The following is a 14563-nucleotide window of genomic DNA, read 5'->3' as shown; positions in this document are numbered from 1 at the left end:
GGAATTACACGAAGATGGTTGTTTGAATCATCGATCCGGTGCCACGATGAGGCTCCCCCGAGCATCCTCGTAGGAGCCCCATGCGCGTGTCCCGTGTCGAGTCGACCGAGCTCTTCGTCTCAGCCGCCGAGCAGCCGCGACAGGTGGTGGCCGTCGAGGTGAGCCACGCCCCCGGCCGGACCGTCCGGCTCACCGTGGAGGGCCCCGGCGTGCACGGCACGCTGGACGCCGCGACCGCCGACGACGGCACCGTGCGCGCCGAGGTACCGGTGCGGACCGAGCTGGCCGTCGGCGAGCGTCGCGAGATCACGGTCACCGCCGCCGACGGAGACGAACTCGCCCACCTCACGGGCGAGTTCACGGTCGCCGAGCCCGGCTGGACGATGTTCATGGTCAGCCACTTCCACTACGACCCCGTCTGGTGGAACACCCAGGCCGCCTACACGGAGACCTGGGACGTGGCCGACGACCCCGCGGGCACCGGCCTGCCCGCCCGCACCTTCGACTCGCGCGGCCAGTCCGGGATGAGTCTGGTGCGGGCCCACTGCGACCTGGCGCGGCGCGATCCGGCGTACACCTTCGTGCTCGCGGAGGTCGACTACCTCAAGCCGTACTGGGACGCCTTCCCGGAGGAGCGCGCCTTCCTGCGCGAGCTGATCCGCACCGGGCGGGTCGAGATCATGGGCGGCACCTACAACGAGCCCAACACCAACCTCACCGGCGCCGAGGCCACCGTACGCAACGCGCTGTACGGCGACGGCTTCCAGCGCGGCATCATCGGGGCCTCACCCGAGACCGCCTGGCAGCTGGATGCCTTCGGGCACGATCCGCAGTTCCCGGGGCTGATGGCGGACGCCGGGGTCACCTCCAGTTCGTGGGCGCGCGGGCCCTTCCACCAGTGGGGTCCGACGCTGTCCGTGTTCGGCGAGGAGCCGAGGGACCCGCGCCGGATGCAGTTCCCGGCGGAGTTCGAGTGGATCGCCCCCTCGGGACGGGGGCTGCTGACCGCGTACATGGTCAACCACTACGGCGCCGGCTGGGCGATCGACAACGCGCCGACCCTGCCCCAGGCGGAGGCGGCCGCGCTCAAGCTGTTCCGCGGACTCAAGAAGGTCGCGCTGACCCGCAACGTGCTGCTGCCGGTCGGCGGGGACTACGCGCCGCCGTGCCGCTGGGTCATGGGCATCCACCGCGACTGGAACGAGCGGTACGTCTGGCCCCGGTTCGTCAGCGGCATCCCGCGGGACTTCTTCGCCGCCGTGCGCGCGGAACTGGCGGCGGAAGGGCGCCGAGCCTCCCCGCAGACCCGGGACATGAACCCGGTCTACACCGGCAAGGACGTCTCCTACATCGACACCAAGCAGGCCCAGCGGCACGGCGAGGCCCTGCTCGCCGACGCGGAGGCCTGGGCGACGCTCGCCTCGCTGGTCACCGGCCACCCCTATCCCGACGCGGCCCTCGACAAGGCCTGGCGGCAACTGGTCTACGGCGCCCACCACGACGCCGTCACCGGCTCCGAGTCCGACCAGGTCTACATCGACCTGCTCACCGGCTGGCGGGAGCTGTACGACCTCGCCGGGACCGTGCACGACGACGCGACCCGGGCCCTGGCCGACCGGGTCGCCCCGGGCAGCGGCCCCGACCTGGTGGTGTTCAACTCCGCGACCTGGCAGCGCCGGGACGTCCTCACGGTCGAGGACCCGGGCCTGGTCCCCCTGGACGACGCCCTGCGGCCGCTGCCCGCCGTGCGCGAGGACGACGGCAGGATCCGGGTCGTCGTACCGGAGGTCCCGGGCATGGGCCTCAAGGCCCTCCCCCTGACGGAGGGCTCGGTGCCCGAGTGGACGCCCGGCGAGGGAACGTCCGTCCGCAACGAGTTCTACGAGGTGACGGTCGACCCCGGACGCGGAGGCGCCGTCAGCGGTCTGCGGGCGCTCGGCGAGGAGGGCGGCCGGGAACTGCTGCGCCCCGGCGACATCGGCAACGAACTCGTCGTCCAGGAGGAGTACCCGCGCCACCCGCGCTTCGGTGAGGGCCCCTGGCACCTCACGCCCACCGGCACGACCGCCGCCCGCAGCCGGGACGTGGCCGCCGAGGTCCGGGTCGAACACTCCCCGGCCGGGTCCCGGATCACCGTCCGCGCCGACCTCGGCCTGTTCCGGTACACCCAGCGGCTGACGCTGTGGGCGGGCGTCGACCGCCTCGACGTCACCACGACCGTCGACGGCTACGACGGCGCCGACCGGCTGATCCGGGTGCGCTGGCCCTCCGACGTACGCGGCGGACTGCCGGTGCACGAGGTGGCGGACGCCGTCATCGGGCGCGGGTTCGGGTTCGTCGAGGTGGACAGCGAGCAGTTCCCGTGGACGCTGGACAACCCGGCCAACACCTGGTTCGGGCTGGGCTCCACCGCCCGGGTCGCGGTCCACGACGACTCCGGTACGTTCCTCGGTCACCGTTCGATCGGTGTCGCGGAGCTGGTGTACGCGGACTGGGACGCCGCCGGGGACCTCGGCACCCCGCTCGCCGCCGCCCTGGTGCGGGCCGGTGTCACCGCGACCTCGACCATCGGGGGTGGCCCCCGCTACGGCGACCTGGAGGTCGACTCCAACCTCCCCGACATCCGGATCGCCGTCGGCGGCCCCGACCGCAACCCGGTGGTCGAGGAGGCCCTCGGCTGGGACCCGGCCGCCGGACGCGAACTCGCACGGCAGCTCGCCGAGCGGGGCGTGGCGGGCGTGTGGGTCGCGCCGCGCGCCTCGCTGCGCGAGGAGTGGGTGCCGGGCGCCGACCTGCGCGACCTGGAGCGGCTGCCGCTGCTCGTGGTGGCGGGGGCCCGGCCCGAGGACGACGCCAAGGCGGTCGACGCGCTGATCGCCGACCTGGAGGACTTCACCGTCACGGCCACCGCGGCGGGCGGCGGCGAGGCGCTGCCGCCGGGCGACGCCTGGGACGGGCGCGGCTTCGCCGTCCTCAACCGGGGCACGCCCGGCTGCGTGGTCACCGCGTCCGGCGACCTCTACCTCTCCCTGATGCGGTCCTGCACCGGCTGGCCGTCCGGCATCTGGGTCGACCCGCCGCGCCGCACCGCTCCCGACGGTTCCGCCTTCCAGCTCCAGCGCTGGTCCCACACCTTCGAGTACGCCGTCGTGGCGGGCGAGGGCGACTGGCGGGAGCAGCGACTGCCCGCCCGGGGACACGAGTTCAACCATCCGTTCACCGCCCGGCGACGAGACGCGCAGGCGGCCTCCGTGCTGCCCAGGACCGTCTCCCTGCTCTCGCTGGAACCGGCCCGTGAAGTCCTCCTCGACGCCCTCAAGCCGGCCGGTTCCCCGCTCGCCCGGGGCAGCGTGGCCCCCGCCGAACCGCACGGCGGGGTCGTCGTGCGGATGCACGAGGTGAACGGGCGGCCGGTGCGGGCGCGGCTGCGCGGACCGGCGCGATGGCTGGACGGCGCCCGGGCGGACGTACTGGAGAGGCCCGGGGAGCCGCTGGCGCCGGACGGGGAGGGCGCGCTGGACGTCGCTCTGACCGGTTTCGAGGTGGCGACGGTCCTCGCCGCGCCCGCGGTGGACACCGACCCGTCCCCGGGTCCCGGGGTCGCGGCCCACGAGCCCGCGCAGCCCGTCCACACCCGGTACTGGCTGCACAACTCCGGTCCGGCGCCCCGCGGCAACCTGCCGGTGGCCGTCTACGTCTCCCCCGCCGCGCTGACCGCCTCCGGTCCCGTCACCGCGACCGTCAGGGTGAGCTCGGAGCTGACGGACGCTCCGGCCCGGGGTGCGGTGGCCTTCGAGGTGCCGCCGGGCTGGTCGGCCGAACCCGCCGAACTGCCGTACGCGCTGGGCCCGGGCGGGTTCACCCTCGCCGAGGTCACGGTGACCCCGCCGCCGGACGCCGAGCCGGGCCGGCACTGGCTGGCGGCCCGGCTGTCGTACGGCGGGCAGACGTACGAGGACGTCGTGGCGCTGGACGTGCCCGGCGGGCACACCGGGCCGACGCTGGTGTCCCGGCTGGGCGTGGAGCGGGTCACCGTGCGCCGCGGTGAGCGCGCCCGGGTGCCGGTGACCGTGCGCAACCCCACCCGGGGGCCGGTGAGCGGGCAGCTGTGGGCGCTGTCGTCGTGGGGCACCTGGGCGGGGGTCCAGCCGGGCTGCCAGGGGTTCACGGTGGACGGCGGGCAGGAGCTGGAGTGCGTGATCGAGGTGGACGGGTCGGCGGTGCCGCCGGGGGCGTACTGGCTGCTGGCGAAGGTCGCCTGGCACGGGTCCGTCGCCTACACGGAGGCGGTCACGCTGGAGGTGACGCCGTGAACTCCCCGACCGGGCACGCCGCGTTGGTGGACGGCGACGCGATCGGCAGGGACCGGGTGGACGCCCTGCTGCGGGCGGTCCCGCCCCGGGAGGGCGAGACCCGTCCCGAAGCCCTCGCCCGCTCCGAACGGCAGCGGCGGCGCTGGGCCACCCAGGTCGTGGTCACCGACGAACTCGCCCGCCGCGCCTGCGCGGACCGGGGGCTCGCACCCCCGGCGGAGGTGTCGCCGGCGCGGGTGCTCGCGGTGGCCGAGACCGACGTGGCCGACCTGGGCAGCATCGTCGCGGCAGCGCTCGCCCACTCCCCGGCGGCGCGGCTGCTGCTGGTCGGGCTGGAGGCCGAGCAGGACGTGCCCGAGGCGGCGGTACGGGACTACTACGACCGCAACCGGGACCGCTTCCTGACGGCGGAGGCCCTCCGGCGCGGGGTCGATCCCTTCGGCGGGGCGGCCTCCGAGGCGGACTTCCTGCCGTACCCGGAGGTCCGCGAGAGGGTCGAGCGCGAGCTGCGGCGGGCGGCGGGCCGGCGGGCCTTCTTCGACTGGTTGGACCGGGCGCGCACCGGTGTGGTGTACGCGCACGGCCACGAGCACCCGGGCGATCCGTCCCATCCGGATCACGAGCACCGGCACTGAACTCCCACGGAACACTCCCACGGAACCGAAAAGCAACACGGAAACCATTGACCTCCGATGAATTCTGGTCCACCTTTTCATCAACCAGAGTCGAAGTTGGTTCATTGAACCAGCCACATCACCTGACTCGCCCGGTCGCAGGAGGGCCCACCACATGCGCGCAAGAAGACTCACCCGCACCCTGACCTGTATCGCCGCCCTGTCCCTGGCCGCAGCCGGCTGCGGCCTGTCCGGCGGTTCGGACAACGGTGACGCCACCGCCGGTGGCTGCAAGGTCGACAAGGGGAACGTCGGGTCGGGCAAGCTGACCGGTGACGTCAAGGGACAGATCACCTTCCAGACGACCAATCTGAAGAAGGACTTCGGCGACTTCTTCAACGGAGTGATCACGTCCTTCGAGAAGGCCCACCCCGGCGCCAAGGTCAAGTGGATCGACGATCCCGGCGACAACACCTTCACCCAGCGCACCGTCGCCGACGCCCAGGCCTGCACGATGCCGGACGTCATCAACGTCAACGCCCCGACCGCGACCGCCCTCACCAAGGCGGGCTACCTGCTCGACCTGGGCGTGAAGGACCCGGACGTCGCCAAGCCCTTCGTCCCGTCCTTCTGGAAGTCCGCCACCTTCAAGGACGCCTCCGGGAAGGCGATCCACACCACGCTCCCCTGGTACACCGGCGGCGTCCTGCTGACGTACAACAAGGACCTGCTGCAGAAGGCCGGGATCGACCCCGCCAAGCCGCCGACGACCCTCTTCGGGCTGTTCGCCGACTACGAGAAGGTCGCCAAGGCGGGCAAGGGCAAGTTCTACGCGACGATGGCCAACCCGATCTGGCGCATCCCGGCGGACTTCGACCAGATGAACATCAAGACGCTGTCCGCCGACGGCAAGTCCGCGGTGTTCGCCGACGACCCGAGGACCACGCAGTGGGTGGCGTGGATGGCGAAGCTGTACAAGGAGGGCGCGATGCCGAAGGACTCGCTGTCCTCCAGCAACGACCCGTCCACGCTGTACAGCCAGGGCAAGGTGGCGTACGGCTCGACCAACCCGAGCTTCGTGCGCTTCGTGAAGCAGAACAGCCCGTCGGTCTACGACAAGACGGCCGTGGGCCAGCAGCCCTACGACGCGCTCGGCCGCGCCTCCGCCGGTGCCCCGCAGTACATATCGGTCGCCGCGACCAGCAAGCACGCTCCGGTGGCGCTGGCGTTCGCCGAGTACCTCACGAACGCCGAGAATCAGACGGCCTGGTGCAAGGACCCGAAGGTCGTCATCTTCCCGACGACCACCGCCTCCCTCAGCGACCCCTTCTTCCAGAACGTGACCGGCAGCGACCCCTTCTCCCAGGCCCGCAAGCTCGTCGCCGACCAGCTCAAGACGGCCGACACCAACCAGACCAACCTCTCCCCGGCCGTGCAGAACGCGATCGTGGGACAGGTTCAGCTGGCCATGCAGGGCAAGAAGAGCCCCGCGCAGGCCGTCAAGGACGCCCAGGCGAAGGCCGATGAGCTGCTGAAGCAGGCGGGCTGAGCGTGGCGACCGAGACCGCGAAGCCGGTGCCCGTGCCCGGTACGGAGCGCAACTCCTCCGTGCCGGGCGCGGCCCCGTCCCGTATCCGACGCTTCGGCCGGGCGGTGCTGCCCGGCCCCGCCGCGGGCGCCAACGGCGCGGCGCTGTACCGCCGTTGGTGGCTGCCGTGGCTGTGGACCCTGCCGGCGATCGTGTGCGCGGTGGTCTTCGGGGTGTTCCCGTTCCTCAACACCCTGCTGTTGTCGTTCACGAACGCCAAGCCGCTCGGCGGCGCCGCGAACTTCGTCGGGCTGGACAACTACACCCGGATGCTGGGTGACTCGGACTTCTGGCTGGCGACCCGCAACAGCATCCTGTACGCCGTCGTCGTCGTCCCGCTGATGGTGCTGCTGCCGCTGACGCTGGCCGTGCTGGTGGAGAAGAACCTGCCCGGCATCGGCTTCTTCCGCTCCGCGTTCTACACCCCCGTCCTCGCCTCCAGCGTGGTCGTGGGTCTGAGCTGGCAGTGGCTCCTGGCGGACGACGGACTGGTCAACACCTGGCTGCAGAAAGCCCACGTGATCAGGTCGGCCATCCCGTTCCTGTCGGACTCCTGGCTGATCCTCCTCTCCGCGATGGGCCTGACCCTGTGGAAGGGCCTCGGCTGGTACATGGTCTTCTACCTGGCCGCGCTCGGGAACGTGCCCCAGGAGCTGCACGAGGCGGCGCAGATGGACGGTGCCGGACCCGTCCGCCGCTTCTGGCACATCACCGTCCCCGGCGTGCGGCAGGCCATGATGCTTGTCGGCACGCTCACCGGCATCGGCTCGCTGCGGGTGTTCACGGAGATCTACATGCTCGGCAGCTCCACCGGCGGCCCCGGCGGCGCCGACCGCACCCTGCCGTTCTACATCCGGGACGTCGGCCTGGACCCGATCACCGGCAACGCCGGTTACGGCTCGGCGGTCAGCGTCGCCCTGTTCCTGCTGACGCTGGGGCTGACCCTGCTGGCGCAGCGCCTGACGAAGGAGGACGACGCATGACGACCGCCGCTGTGCCCAAGCGCCGCCGTCTGATGCCCCGTTGGCGGGACTACGGCCGTCCGCGCGAGCTGGTCGTCCGCTACCTGCTGCTGTTCCTGGTGCTCGGCATCACCGTCGGGCCACTGGTCTGGCAGTTGCTGGCCTCGCTGAAGAGCACCAGCGAGGACGTCTTCGGGGCGAACGCCACCCTGCTGCCGCACCACCCGACCCTGCGGGCCTACCGGACCGTCTTCGACCAGGTGCCGGTGGCCACGTACATCAGGAACAGCCTGATCGTGGTCGTCCTGTCGATCACCAGCCAGCTGGTGTTCTCCACCACGGCGGGCTACATGCTCTCCAAGCCCGGCTGGAAGGGCCGCAAGGCGGTCTGGGTGGTGCTGGTCGCGTCGATGATGTTCCCCTTCGAGTCGATCATGGTGTCGCTGTTCCTGAGCATCCGCGACCTGGGGCTGGTCGACAGCCTGGCGGGCGTGTGGCTGCCCGGGTTCGTCGGCGCCATCAACGTCCTGCTGATGCGCGGCGCGTTCCTGGCGGTGCCGCGCGAGATCGAGGACTCGGCCATGCTCGACGGCGCGAACGAGTGGCAGCGCTTCCGGTACCTGTATCTGCCGTCCGCGTGGGGCGCGATCATGGTGGTCGTCATCAACACCTTCATCAGCGCCTGGGACGACTTCCTCTGGCCGCTGATCGTGCTGCGCTCGGAGGGCCACATGACGCTCACGCTGGGCCTGTCCCGGTTGCAGAGTTCGTCGTTCGGCTACGACCAGCGGATGGTCATGGCCGGGTCGGTGATCTCCGTGATCCCGGTGCTGGTGCTGTTCGTGATCACACAGCGGTGGTTCTACAAGGGTGTCTCGTCGGGGGCCGTCAAGCTCTGAGGTCCAGCACGACGGGCACGGCGTCCAGCGCGGCCCGGGCCGACTCCGCGACGCGCAACTCGACGGTGTCGGTCCGGTCCCATCCGTCTCCCCCGACGGTCAGGGTGACCGTGCGGCGTTCGCCGGGCGCGAGGCCGACACCCTCGAACGCGCACAGTTCGAGGGCGCGCGGCCAGACGGACGTGATCAGGCGTCTCAGATAGACCTGGACGACCGTCCGCCCGTACCGCTGCCCGGTGTTGGTGACCTCGACCTCGACCGTGCGCCCCGACAGGCGCGGCGGGCCGTACCCGAAGCTGGTGTACGACAGTCCGTGGCCGAAGGAGTAGCGCGGCTCGGCGCTCTCGTCCACGTAGGAGCCGTACTCGACGTCCTTGTGGTTGTAGTAGACGGGGAGTTGGGCCGCCGAGCGCGGGACGGAGACGGGGAGCCGGCCGGCCGGCTCCGCGATGCCCAGCAGTACCTCGGCGATCGCCTCGCCGCCCCACGGCCCGGGGTACCAGGCGGTCAGCAGCGCCGCGTCCGTGTCGGGCACGACGTGCGGGCGGCCCTGGATCAGCACGACCGCGGTCGGGGTGCCGGTCGCGACGACCGCGTCCATGAGCGCGTACTGGGCGGCACCGAGCCGCAGTCCGGCGAGGTCGGCGCCCTCGCCGCAGGTCATCTCGGACACGGTGGCCCGGGCCGCCCCGTTGGCGTCGAACTCGGTGTCCGGGGTGCGGGCGCTGCTGCCGCCCAGCACCAGCACGGCCAGGTCGGAGGCGGCGGCCGCGGCGACCGCCTCGGGGACGCCGGAGAGGTCGCCGCCGGTGAGCGCGCAGCCCTGGGCGTGCCGGATGTCGACACCGGGCGGGGCGAGTCGCCGTAGCCCGTCGAGCACACCGGCGCCCGCGCCGGGGCGCTGCGGGGCCGTGTAGTCGCCCGACTGGTGGGCGAACGTGGCGGACTGCGGCCCCAGGACGGCGATACGGGAGACGCTCGCCGCTATGGGCAGCGTGCCGGCGTCGTCGCGGAGCAGGGTGATCGCGGCCCGTGCCAGGGCGGTGCTCACCTCTCGTCCCCCGGACGGGAAGGACGTGGTCGTGCCGGTCTGTTCGAACAGGCCCAGCCGGAACTTGAGGCCGAGCACCCGGGAGACGGCCGCGTCCAGGACGCCCTCGTCCACCAGCCCTCGCTCCACCGCCTCCTCCAGGTGGGTGAAGCTCTCGTCCCACAGGCTCAGATCGACACCGGCGTCGAGCGCGAGGGCGCCCGCGGACACCGTGTCGCCGGTGACCCGGGCCAGGCGGTCCAGGGCGAGGCCGTCCGCCATGACGAGCCCGTCGAAGCCCCAGTCGTCCCGCAACAACCCGGTCAGCAGGGCCCGGTTGCCGCAGCAGGGCATTCCGTCGACCTCGTTGTAGGCGGCCATCACGGCGGCGGCCCCGGCGCGCACGCCGGCCCGGGCGGCGGGCAGGTGGATCTCGTGCAGTTCACGGGGCCCGACCTCGGACTCGGCGGAGTTGCGACCGCCCACCGTGGCTCCCTGCGCCGCGAAGTGCTTGAGGACGACGGGGGCCTTGTCGGCGGCGAACCGCTGCGTGTGTTCTCCCTGCATGCCACGGACCAGCGCCTCGGTGAGCCGGGCCGCCAGGTGGGGGTCCTCGCCGAAGCACTCCTCGGTGCGGCCCCAGCGCGGGTCGCGGGCGATGTCCAGGGCGGACACCAGAGCCACATGGCCGCCGCGGGCACGCAGTTCGGCGGCCGCGTGGGCGGCGGCACGCTCGTAGAGGTCAGGGTCCCAGGCGGCGCCCACGGCCAGGTTGACGGGCAGGACGGTGCCGTCGAGGGCCATGTGACCGTGCGGCACCTCCTCCACGAACAGGGCCGGGATGCCGAGCCGGCTGCGCTCCACGACGTGCCGCTGCACCAGGCCGGCGAGCGCGGCGCCGTCCGCCACGCCCGGACCGCCCGTGTGGTCGACGCCGGACCAGGCGTCGGCGCGCTGGAGTCCGTACAGGGCGCCGAGGCCGGCGAAGCGCTCGGTCTCGGCGTGCAGGGCCTCGGTGAGTTCGAAGCGGCCGTCGGGGGTGCGGCGGTAGGCGTCCCAGCCGTACATCCGCTGGTTGAGCTGGCCGACCTTCTCGCGCAGGGTCATCCGGGAGAGCAGGTCGCGGACGCGGGCGTCGAGGGGGGCGGCGGGATCGCGGTAGAGCATGGTGGGTTCACCGGACTCGTTCGTGGCGTTCATCGGGCACCGCCGTGAGCGAGCCGGGCGAGGGCCACGGCACCCCGGGATCCGTCGGCGACCCAGTCGAGGGACAGACCGAGCACCCGCAGGCGTGCGGTCAGACGGGGCGTGAGCGGGCCGCCCGGGCCGAGGAGGCCGCCGGTGGCGACGATCCGCTCACCGGGGTCCGGTTCCAACGCCCGCACGGTGTCGGTCAGCCGGTCGGCCGCCTCGTCCAGTACGGCCCGGGCCACGGCGTCCTTCGCGGCGGCCGCCTCGGCCACCAGCGGGGCGAACCGGGCGAGCCGGATCGGGGGCTCCGCCATCACGGCGGGGAGCAGGTGCATGCGGTACGCCTCGCGGTCGGCGCGGGTCCACCGCCCGCCCGGCACCACCTCGTCCGGGAGCCCCAGCGCCCGCCCCACCGTCTCGGCCAGCACCGTCGCCTGCCCCCGTCCGTCCGCCGTCCGCAGCGCGGCCCGTACCGCGGCCCGTCCGATCCAGAAACCGCTGCCGTCGTCGCCGAGCAGCCAGCCGTCGCCGTCCACGGTGGCCGTGCCGTGCCGTCCGGTGATGCGCATGCCGACCGCGCCGGTGCCGGCCACCAGCGCGAGTCCGTCGGCCGGGGTGCCGGGCGCGGCGGCGAACGCCGCCTCGATGTCGCTGCAGATGCCGACCGGCCCGGCCGGGACACCCAGCCTTTCCAGCGCCGCGGTGAGGGCGGACCGGGCATTGACGTGCCCGGGGTCGTCGGGGGACGCGGCCGTGGCACCCGCGAAACCGCCGACCACCGAGACGACGTTGCCCCGCAGCCGCGGGGGCACCGCTTCGGCGACGGCTTCGGCGAGGTGGTCGGTGAGCTGTGGCACCGGCACGGTCAGCGCGTTGCCCGGCCCGGCCGCGCCCTCGCCCAGGAAGCGCCCGTCGGCCTCGGCGGCGGCGAGCACGACCCGCGTGCGGGTGCCGCCCGCGTCGAGACCCACGACGAGTTCCTCGCCCAACGTCTGGTTCAAATCATTGCCCATCGATGACTATGGTGGTTGATACATTCGCGCTGGACAAGCCCCAACCAAGCCCGATGCGACGAACCCGGACCCGAGGAGGATCCCATTCACACGCTCCGCTTCGGCGTCAACTACACGCCCCGCCGCGGTTGGTTCCACTCCTGGCACGACTTCGACGCCGCGCACGCGCGCGAGGACCTGGAACAGATAGCCGGGCTCGGCCTCGACCATGTCCGGGTCTTCCACCTCTGGCCGCTCCTCCAGCCCAACCGCACGCTGGTGCGTCCCGCCGCCGTGGACCAGCTGGCGCTCCTCGTCGACCTGGCGGCCGAGGCCGGCCTGGACGTCCTGGTGGACGGCGTACAGGGCCATCTGTCGAGCTTCGACTTCTACCCGGAGTGGACCCGCTCCTGGCACCACCGCAACGTGTTCACGAACCCGGAGGCGGTGGCGGCGCAGGCCGAGCTCCTGCGCACCCTCGGTCGCGCCCTGGCCGGACGCCCCAACCTCCTCGGGCTCCAGCTCGGCAACGAGCTCAACAACATGATCGAGCACAACCCGGCGACGGCCGAGGAGGTCGACCACTACCTCGACACCCTGCTGGCCGCCGCCCGCGAGGGCCTGCGCCCCGGCCAACTGGCCACCCACTCCGCGTACGACGCCGCCTGGTACGGCGACGACCACCCCTTCACCCCCGAGGCCTCCGCCCGCAAGGGCGATCTGACCACGGTGCACCCGTGGGTGTTCTCCGGCGACTGCGCCCGCCGCTACGGCCCCCGCTCCCCGCAGGTGCGGCACCTCGCCGAGTACGGCACCGAACTGGCGAAGGCATACGCCGACGATCCCGCCCGGCCCGTGTGGGTCCAGGAGACGGGCGCGCCCGAACCGCACATCCCGGCCGCCGACGCGCCCGGGTTCGCGGAGGCGACCGTGCGCAACGCGGCCGAATGCGCGGACCTGTGGGGTGTGACCTGGTGGAGCTCCCACGACGTGGACCGCGCCCTGGCCGACTACCCGGAACTCGAGTACACCCTGGGCCTGTTCGACTCGGCGGGACGCGCCAAGCCGATCGCCCGGGCCCTCGCCGCCACCGTCGCCGACCTGCGCGCCGCACCGCCCGCACCCCGGCCGCGGGAGACCGCCCTGGTCCTGGACTGCACCCCGTCCACCCGTTCGGTGTCCGGTCCGGGCGGCACGTACTTCGAGGCGTGGATGCGCCTGCGCGCGGAGGGCGCCCGCCCGGCGGTGGTCCTGGCGCCGCTCGCCGACGACCCGGGGTACCTGGCGACGCGCGGGATCAAGGAGATCGTACGGCTGCCCTGAGCGCGGCCCCCGGGCCTGCCCGCCGGGTGCGCGAGCGATCGCACACCCGGTCTCCCCGTGCGTCCGCGGCAGACCGGGACGGCCTGCTCAGCCGCCCTGCCCGCTCACCTGGCCGACCGCACCGACGCCCGTCAGCACCTCCGCCGCCGCCCGCAGGTTCGCCCGCCCCCTGCCGTACGAGCACAGGGCCTCGCCGTCCGGAAGCCCGGTGGCCACCTGTACCACGTCCGGCCGTCGGGTCAGCAGGGCGGCTCGCAGGTGCCGTTGCCAGGGGTGCAGGTCGGCGTCGCAGGTGGCGACGACCAGAGGAGCGCCCGCCGCCACCCGGACTATCCCGTCGGCGAGGGAGAGGGGATCCGCGGCCTCGCCGGTGACGGCGGTGCCGGTGGCGGTGGGGTCGACGGCCCGCAGTTCGCTGAGCAGGTCCTCGCCGCCCCAGTTGAGCGCCGGATGCGGCGGCGGGAACAGGTCGACGACGTGGGCGCCGCGCACCTGCCCGAACCCGTCCGGCCCGAAGCCGTCCTGGCCGCGAACGGCACGGCGCGCGGCCTCCAGCCCGGCCTCCGGGTCCCACGCGGCGACCGCGCCCGCCGGGGTCGCGTACCGCTCGGCCAGCCGCCGCACCCGCCCGGCCGCCTCCCGCACGCGCTCCTCGAGCAGCAGCCCGGAGCGCAGCGCGCCCAGCACCTCGTCCCGGCAGGACAGGGTGACCTCCAGGTCCGGGACGGCCACGATCACCTGGTCCGCTCCCGCGGCGAGCGCGATCCGGGCGCCGGCCGCCTCGCCGTACAGGTCGGCTATCGCCTTCATCTCCAGGGCGTCGCTGACCAGCACGCCCTCGAAGCCGAGGTCGATGCGCAGCAGGTCGCCCAGGATGCGGCGGCTGAGGGTGGCCGGACGGTTGGCGTCCAGCTCCGGGAACACCACATGGGCGCTCATCAGCATCGGCACGCCCGCGGCGACGGCCGCCCGGAAGGGGGCGAGGTCGAGTTCGTCGTACGGGCGCGGGTCGACGGCCACGTCGTGGTGGCTGTCGGTGACGGTGCCGCCGTGCCCGGGAAAGTGCTTGGCACAGGAGGCGACGCCGCGTGCCTCGGTGGCCTCGATCCAGGCGCGCAGATGGCGGGAGACCAGCTCGGGGTCGGTACCGAAGGCCCGGGTGCGCACGATCGGGTTGTCCGGCTGCCGCTGGACGTCGGCGACGGGGGCGTAGGACGCGGTGATGCCGAGCGCGGCCAGATGACCGGCGAGCGCGTCGGCGCAGCGGGCGGTGAGCCCGGGATCGTCGACCACGCCGAGGGCGAAGTTGCCGGGGACGTCGGGGGCGCCGGCGGCGACCAGGTGGCCGATGCCGCCGCCCTCGTTGTCGATTCCCACCAGCAGGTCGGGGCGCATGGCCCGCAGGGTGTCGGTGAGGCGGCGCACCTGCTCGGCGTCCCGCACGTTCCGGGTGAACAGGATGACCCCGCCGAGTCCGCGGTCGACGAGCCGCTTCAGCGTGTCGGGGACCGCCGTGGTCCCCTCGAACCCGGCGACGAGGCAGCGGTGGGCTGCCTCGTCCAGGTCGACGGGGAGAGCGGCACTCAGGGGCACGGGCTCGAATGGGCTCATCCCGCACATACTCTGGATCGGTCAGCCGAAAGTCAACAGT

General features: G+C 73.1%; 9 protein-coding genes. 6 read left to right on the top strand and 3 right to left on the bottom strand.

The window, feature by feature from the left end:
- Nucleotides 1-80: 80 nt before the first annotated feature.
- From ACFYRY_RS27705 to ACFYRY_RS27685, 5 genes are all read left to right on the top strand, one after another.
- Nucleotides 81-4313 carry an NEW3 domain-containing protein gene (locus ACFYRY_RS27705; RefSeq protein ID WP_389151130.1) on the top strand — a complete coding sequence of 1411 codons (4233 nt, stop codon included), beginning with the start codon at nt 81-83 and terminating at the stop codon, nt 4311-4313.
- Nucleotides 4310-4948 carry a peptidyl-prolyl cis-trans isomerase gene (locus ACFYRY_RS27700; protein ID WP_389151127.1) on the top strand — a complete coding sequence of 213 codons (639 nt, stop codon included), beginning with the start codon at nt 4310-4312 and terminating at the stop codon, nt 4946-4948. The genes ACFYRY_RS27705 and ACFYRY_RS27700 overlap by 4 nt, the downstream gene beginning before the upstream one ends.
- 154 nt (nt 4949-5102) lie before the next feature.
- Entirely contained in the window at nt 5103-6476 is a 1374-nt protein-coding gene (locus ACFYRY_RS27695) for an extracellular solute-binding protein (protein WP_389151124.1), read from the top strand.
- A gap of 2 nt (nt 6477-6478) precedes the next feature.
- Complete coding sequence (locus ACFYRY_RS27690; protein WP_389151121.1) at nt 6479-7498, top strand: carbohydrate ABC transporter permease; 1020 nt, start codon at nt 6479-6481, stop codon at nt 7496-7498.
- Nucleotides 7495-8376 carry a carbohydrate ABC transporter permease gene (locus tag ACFYRY_RS27685; RefSeq protein WP_389151118.1) on the top strand — a complete coding sequence of 294 codons (882 nt, stop codon included), beginning with the start codon at nt 7495-7497 and terminating at the stop codon, nt 8374-8376. Before ACFYRY_RS27690 ends, ACFYRY_RS27685 begins: the two co-directional genes overlap by 4 nt.
- Here the strand turns inward: ACFYRY_RS27685 and ACFYRY_RS27680 are convergent.
- Nucleotides 8366-10606 (bottom strand): glycoside hydrolase family 3 N-terminal domain-containing protein, encoded by a 2241-nt coding sequence (locus ACFYRY_RS27680; protein ID WP_389151115.1) that lies wholly within the window; start codon nt 10604-10606, stop codon nt 8366-8368. The genes ACFYRY_RS27685 and ACFYRY_RS27680 overlap by 11 nt on opposite strands.
- Entirely contained in the window at nt 10603-11610 is a 1008-nt protein-coding gene (locus tag ACFYRY_RS27675; RefSeq protein WP_389151112.1) for an N-acetylglucosamine kinase, read from the bottom strand. Before ACFYRY_RS27675 ends, ACFYRY_RS27680 begins: the two co-directional genes overlap by 4 nt.
- Nucleotides 11611-11625: 15 nt before the next feature.
- Here ACFYRY_RS27675 and ACFYRY_RS27670 point away from each other — a divergent pair, with 15 nt between their 5' ends.
- Nucleotides 11626-12912, top strand: a complete 1287-nt coding sequence (locus ACFYRY_RS27670) for a glycosyl hydrolase (protein ID WP_389151109.1) — start codon at nt 11626-11628, stop codon at nt 12910-12912.
- A gap of 87 nt (nt 12913-12999) precedes the next feature.
- On the opposite strand, the gene ACFYRY_RS27665 is transcribed toward ACFYRY_RS27670, so the two are convergent.
- On the bottom strand, nt 13000-14523 hold the full coding sequence (locus ACFYRY_RS27665) for a glycoside hydrolase family 3 protein (RefSeq protein ID WP_389151107.1): 1524 nt from the start codon (nt 14521-14523) through the stop codon (nt 13000-13002).
- Between the last annotated feature and the right edge of the window lie 40 nt (nt 14524-14563).

The sequence above is a fragment of the Streptomyces sp. NPDC005263 genome, from assembly GCF_042872365.1.
Classification (GTDB): Bacteria; Actinomycetota; Actinomycetes; order Streptomycetales; family Streptomycetaceae; genus Streptomyces.
The sequence above is the reverse complement of the archived record's forward strand: the minus strand, read 5'-3'. Positions and strand labels throughout refer to the sequence as shown.